The organism is Mesorhizobium sp. M7A.F.Ca.ET.027.03.2.1 (assembly GCF_003999175.1).
In the GTDB taxonomy this organism is placed as follows: domain Bacteria; phylum Pseudomonadota; class Alphaproteobacteria; order Rhizobiales; family Rhizobiaceae; genus Mesorhizobium.
Genome location: NZ_RZOM01000500.1, coordinates 1 through 4,316, shown reverse-complemented (window position 1 = coordinate 4,316; position 4,316 = coordinate 1). Strand labels below are relative to the sequence as shown.

The following is a 4,316-nucleotide window of genomic DNA, read 5'->3' as shown; positions in this document are numbered from 1 at the left end:
GTCCAGAGCTCGGACGGATCCGGCTCCGCGTCGTTCTGGGCAAATTCGGCGGCATCCGCGACAATGTCGCGGACCTCCTTGTCGATGGTCTTGAGCTCGTCCTCGGTCGCCCACTTCTTTTCCATCAGCCGTGCCTTGACCTGCTCGATCGGGTCATGGTCCGAGCGCATCTTCTGCACTTCTTCCTTCGAGCGGTATTTGGCCGGGTCGGACATCGAGTGACCGCGATAGCGGTAGGTCTGCATTTCGAGAATGATCGGCCCATTGCCGGCGCGGCACCATTCGGTCGCCTGGTCGCCGGCGGCCTTGACGGCGCGGACATCCATGCCGTCGACCTGGATGCCGGGAATCTTGAACGAGGCGCCACGGTGCGAAAAATTGGTTTCCGCCGAAGAGCGCGACACCGAGGTGCCCATGGCATAGCGGTTGTTCTCGATGATGTAGATCACCGGCAGCTTCCACAGCGAGGCCATGTTGAAGCTTTCATAGACCTGGCCCTGGTTGGCCGCGCCATCGCCGAAATAGGTCAGCGAAACATTGTTGTTGTCGCGGTAGCGGTTGGCGAAGGCCAAGCCCGTGCCGAGCGACACCTGCGCGCCGACGATGCCGTGGCCGCCGTAAAAGTGCTTTTCCTTGGAGAACATGTGCATGGAGCCGCCCTTGCCCCGGGACAGGCCGCCCCGACGCCCGGTCAACTCGGCCATGACGCCGCGCGGCGACAGTTCCATCGCCAGCATGTGGCCGTGGTCGCGATAGGCGGTGATCATCTGATCGCCATCGATCAGTGCCATCTTCATGCCGGTGACGACCGCTTCCTGGCCGATATAGAGGTGGCAGAAGCCGCCGATGAAACCCATGCCGTAAAGCTGGCCGGCCTTTTCCTCGAAACGACGGATGAGCAGCATGTGCCGGTAAGCGGCAAGCTCTTCGTCCTTGGTGAATTCGGCAGGCTTGGGGGCCGAAAGCCCCGATTTGCCGTCGGATTTGGATTTGGCAGGCGCTTTTCTGGCGGCGGTGGCCATGCATCACTCCCTGTTGGCGTCTCTTTGTGGACATTAGAGCAGATGAAATCTGCTCTGGGGAGATCAGCTCTTCCCCACCGATTTAAGGGAGGCTAACACGCGTCAAAGCGTTGCGCCATGCCGAATTTGCATAGCTGGCATGCGCCTAAGCGATTAAAATCATTGAAAATATTGATGATTAACTTGAAATCAGTTATTTCGACGAGGTCGGCAACATAATGGTGATTTCGTCAGCCTGGGACAGATTGAGCGCCTTGCGTGCCTGCTCATCGAGCATGTCCTTTTCGAGCGTGCCTTCATGCATCAACCGAACGCGGCGCTCGAGTTCCATGCGGCGCGCCTTGATCACATCGAGCTGGCCTTGCAGCGCCACCGTCTGGGCTTCCAGCTGATATTTCGAATAGATGCCGAATTCGCCGTGATAGGCGTGGAAGCCGAAATAGGCCAGGAACGCCACGCAAAGCGAGGGAATGATCAGTCGGCCGGTGTTTCTCTGCTTGTGCTGACGCGTCCACATGATCCAAATCCTCGCGGCCGCGAACTCAGGCGGCTCACGATCTTTTTCGCCCGATTGTGCTTAACGGACGGTTACGGGTGTCCTGTTGGGCGGCGTCGAAACAAAAAAGGGCGGGAATGCTCCCGCCCTTTTGTCCGGTATCGATGAGCCGGTGTTTCTGGATCAGCCCTTGACCACCGACTTGCCGGCATAGCTTGCCTGCTTGCCGAGTTCTTCCTCGATGCGGATCAGCTGGTTGTACTTGGCCATGCGGTCGGAGCGCGACAGCGAGCCTGTCTTGATCTGTCCGCAATTGGTGGCAACCGCGAGATCGGCGATGGTCGAATCCTCGGTTTCGCCCGAGCGGTGCGACATGACGGCAGTGTAGCCGGCCTTGTGCGCGGTCTCTACGGCGTCGAGCGTTTCCGTCAGCGAGCCGATCTGGTTGACCTTGACGAGGATCGAATTGGCAACGCCCATGCGGATGCCGTCGCGCAGCCGCGCCGTATTGGTGACGAACAGGTCGTCGCCGACTAGCTGCGTCTTCTTGCCGATCAGGCCGGTCAGGTACTTCCAGCCTTCCCAGTCGTCCTCGGCCAAGCCGTCCTCGATCGAGATGATCGGATAGTCGGCGGCAAGCTTGGCCAGGTATTTGGCCTGGGCCCTGGGATCGCGCGTCTTCTTCTCGCCCTCATAGACGTAGTTGCCGTCCTTGAAGAACTCGGTCGCGGCGCAATCGAGGCCCAGCGCGATCTCGTCGCCCGGCTTGAAGCCGGCCTGCTCGATCGATTCCATGATGAAATCGAGCGCCACAGGCGCGCTTTTCAGGTTCGGGGCAAAGCCGCCCTCGTCGCCGACATTGGTGTTGTGGCCGGCGTCCTTCAGTTTCTTGCGCAGCGTATGGAAGATTTCCGAACCCCAGCGGACACCTTCGCGCAGCGTCGGCGCGCCGATCGGCAGGATCATGAATTCCTGGAAATCGATCGGGTTGTCGGCATGCGCGCCGCCATTGATGATGTTCATCATCGGTACCGGCAGGAGATGCGCCTTGGTGCCGCCGACATAGCGGTAGAGCGGCAGGCCGGCGGCATCGGCGGCCGCCTTGGCCACCGCTAGCGAAACGCCAAGAATGGCATTGGCGCCAAGCCGGCTCTTGTTGGGCGTGCCGTCAAGCTCGATCATGGTCTGGTCGATATGGATCTGGTTTTCGGCTTCCATGCCGCCGATGGCCTCGAACAGCTCGCCGTTCACCGCTTCGACGGCCCTGAGCACGCCCTTGCCGAGATAGCGGGCGCCACCGTCGCGCAGTTCGACGGCCTCGTGGGCGCCGGTCGAAGCACCCGACGGCACCGCCGCGCGGCCCATCGAGCCGTCTTCGAGAATGACATCGACCTCGACGGTCGGATTTCCACGGCTGTCCAGGATTTCACGCCCGACAATGTCGATGATGGCGGTCATTTGCGATGTCCTCGATTGATCTGAAGAATGCCGCACGTCTTAGCCAAAGTGCTGCAAAAGGCAATCGGCCGGCCGGCAATTATTGCCGCGGCATCAGCCTCTGAACGATTCACGAAGCGCAAATCGCTGTCATCATAAGTCATGTACGGTCGGCTGACTTCCGGTTAAGGTGCAGCGCGCGGGGCGAAACAGGAGGAGTTTCGCCATGTCCCAGTTGAGTGGTATCGTGAGTCTGTTCCTGATCGCGGCGGCATTCCTGACGTCGTGCGACAATCAGCAGTCGCCGCCGAAGGCGATGGCCCCCTTACATGTCAGCGAATAAGCCAGAATACAAAGCGGCCCCGTCTCTCGACGGGGCCGCTTTGTCGTTGCTGTCAATGCCAGTAAGGCGTGACCTTGTAGTAATTGTAAGATTCGTCGCGCGCCACCTCGCCATCCGCCCCGCTCAATTCGTTGATCGAATAGGCAGGCGCCGCTCTGAGTTGTTCCTTGGAAAACGGCACGACATAGCCGCCCTTGTCCTCATCATAGTCGAGGCTTGCCCACGGAATGGCGTGATATTTTTCGCCAATGCCGAGGAAGCCGCCAAAACCGATCACCGCGAACATGATGCCGTTCGTCATCTTGTCGAGCATCACATCCTCGATGCTTCCGATGCTCGTGCCTTCGGTATTGTAGACCGATGTACCGATGACCCGTGAAGCGGCGATGGCTTGGGTGTGACCTGTCTGGGTTGTCATGATTGTGCTCCTCATTGTGGTTTAGAACCATACTTGGACAATGAGGGGCGCGGGCGAAGGTTCCCGACTTTTTCGGCGACGCCCGGTCACTCCGAGAGGATGAAGGTAACCTTCATATTGACGCGATAAGCAACAATCTTGCCGTCTTGGACGACGATCTTCTGGTCCTGGATCTAAGCGCCCTCGACGTTCTTCAGGGTTTTCGAGGCGCGCGCAATTCCCTGTTCGATGGCGTCCTGAAAGCTCTTCTTCGACGACGATGTGATTTCGGTGACGCGGGCGACGGACATGGCTTCCTCCTGCCAAAACGCTCAGTTGCAAGGCAAGCGTATAGCCGGCTCGTGCCTTCCACAAGCGCCGGCAGTCGGCAGGGTATGCGTCCGGCCTTAGAGGCCCTTGGCGATACGGTCGAATGCCATCAGCCGCTCGAGCAAGGCTGGCATGTCCTTTAACGGCAGCATGTTCGGGCCATCCGACGAGGTCGAATTGTCAGGATCCTGGTGGGTCTCGATGAACACGCCGGCAACGCCAACAGCGACGGCCGCGCGCGCCAGCGTCTCGACAAAACGACGTTCACCGCCCGAGGACCCGCCCTGCCCG

4 protein-coding genes and 2 pseudogenes are annotated in these 4,316 nt (G+C 59.8%); all 6 read right to left on the bottom strand.

What is annotated here, in order from left to right:
• Window positions 1-1,022 (bottom strand): pyruvate dehydrogenase (acetyl-transferring) E1 component subunit alpha (gene pdhA / locus EN750_RS20725; protein WP_127397503.1); only part of this gene is annotated, 1,022 nt, incomplete at its 3' end.
• Window positions 1,023-1,215: 193 nt separating this feature from the next.
• Window positions 1,216-1,539, bottom strand: coding sequence for a septum formation initiator family protein (locus tag EN750_RS20720; protein ID WP_127270588.1), 324 nt, complete (start codon window positions 1,537-1,539; stop codon window positions 1,216-1,218).
• Between the two features lie 162 nt (window positions 1,540-1,701).
• Window positions 1,702-2,976, bottom strand: coding sequence for a phosphopyruvate hydratase (eno, locus tag EN750_RS20715; RefSeq protein WP_127397502.1), 1,275 nt, complete (start codon window positions 2,974-2,976; stop codon window positions 1,702-1,704).
• A 374-nt stretch (window positions 2,977-3,350) separates the two neighbouring features.
• Window positions 3,351-3,716, bottom strand: coding sequence for a PRC-barrel domain-containing protein (locus EN750_RS20705; RefSeq protein ID WP_127397501.1), 366 nt, complete (start codon window positions 3,714-3,716; stop codon window positions 3,351-3,353).
• Window positions 3,717-3,802: 86 nt separating this feature from the next.
• A pseudogene (locus tag EN750_RS20700) lies at window positions 3,803-4,006 on the bottom strand (dodecin family protein).
• A gap of 96 nt (window positions 4,007-4,102) precedes the next feature.
• A pseudogene (locus EN750_RS20695) lies at window positions 4,103-4,316 on the bottom strand (3-deoxy-8-phosphooctulonate synthase); the annotation flags it as partial.